This is a genomic window from Sinorhizobium sp. KGO-5 (assembly GCF_036245905.1).
Lineage (GTDB): Bacteria > Pseudomonadota > Alphaproteobacteria > Rhizobiales > Rhizobiaceae > Sinorhizobium > Sinorhizobium meliloti_A.
In genome coordinates this window covers 1-1,382 of record NZ_BDIZ01000022.1, presented here as the reverse complement: position 1 = coordinate 1,382, position 1,382 = coordinate 1, and the positions used below count along the sequence as shown (strand labels likewise).

Annotated in this window: 1 protein-coding gene; it reads left to right on the top strand. The window is 59.3% G+C overall.

Annotated features, from left to right (window positions below; translation table 11 throughout):
• Positions 1-52: 52 nt before the first annotated feature.
• Complete coding sequence (locus BHD07_RS31810; RefSeq protein ID WP_338284317.1) at positions 53-1,087, top strand: IS110 family transposase; 1,035 nt, start codon at positions 53-55, stop codon at positions 1,085-1,087.
• Positions 1,088-1,382: the final 295 nt, after the last annotated feature.

Below are 1,382 nucleotides of genomic sequence, written 5' to 3'. Positions count from 1 at the left end.
ATCGCAATGTGCCAGAGTGAGTCGTTAAGACATCAATCGAGGGAGACCGTCCGTGGAGCAGATTATCCGAATTGGCATGGATACGTCAAAGAGCGTTTTCCAGTTGCATGGAGTGAACGCCGCCGAGCAACCGATCCTGCGCCGGAAGCTGACGCGCAAGGAAATGGTGAAATTCTTCCAGAAGGCGGCACCGACCAGTATTGCGCTGGAAGCGTGTGGTGGTTCCCACCATTGGGCCCGACTGCTGCGTTCCTTCGGCCATGAGGTGAAATTGATCGCGCCGCAATTGGCCAAGCCTTATGTCAAGCGCGGGAAGAATGATGCGGCGGACGCCGAAGCATTGTGCGAGGCGATGAGCCGGCCGACGATGCGGTTTGTTCCGGTGAAGACGGCGCAGCAGCAGGCCGCCTTGATGCTGGTTGGCTTGCGCGAGAGGCTGATCCGCAACCGGACACAACTGGCCAACAGCATTCGCGGCTTTGCCATGGAGTTTGGCATCGTCGCGGCCACCGGCATGTGCAGGATCGAACCGCTATTGGAGCGCATAGCGCAGGACCCATCGCTGCCCGTTCTTGCGCGAAAGGTTTTTGCCATGCATGGCGATGAATATCGCGGTCTGCTTCACGAGATAAAGAAGGTGGAGGAAGAGCTGCTGGATTTGCACCGCGCCGATGAATGCAGCCTGCGCCTTGCGCAAATTCCCGGTGTCGGTCCGGTCGGCGCAACGCTGTTGATGCTGAAAACCCCGGATGCCCGGCTGTTCAAGTCCGGCCGGGCGTTTGCCGCCTGGTTGGGACTGACGCCCAAGGATCATTCGACCGCTGGCAAGACGAGGCTTGGGGTGATCACCCGTGCCGGCGACGAGATGCTGCGAAGCGTTCTGGTGGTTGGGGCGACCTCTCTTCTTCAACAGGTCAGAGCCGGCCGAAGCCGGCATGCCTCGCAATGGCTCACCGGACTGCTGCAACGCAAAAAGCCTAAGCTTGTTGCCGTGGCGCTCGCCAACAAGATCGCCCGGATCGCCTGGAAGCTGATGGTGAGCGGCCAAACCTATCGGAGGATGGAAGAGCAGCCGCAGGCCGCATAGAGATTGGCCGCCATGGGCGCGCAACACAAAGCCGTCCGTGTCCGGCTGATGCTGTGAACTTGCAAGAGAACAAGCAGATGGTGCGATCGATCGATTCCCAAGACGCTTGACACGCCGCTCATCCCAATGGCCTTCCAAGGCCGTTGCACTGTTTGGCACAGGCGTTGCGGAAACCATCTTGGCCAGTGGCCCTGTGCGGCCACACCGAAAGGCCGAACATATGGAAGCAAGCGATCCGATCAAAAAATCTGCAAAAAACACTTGCAAGGGGGAGCCGTCCACATAAGGGATGAGG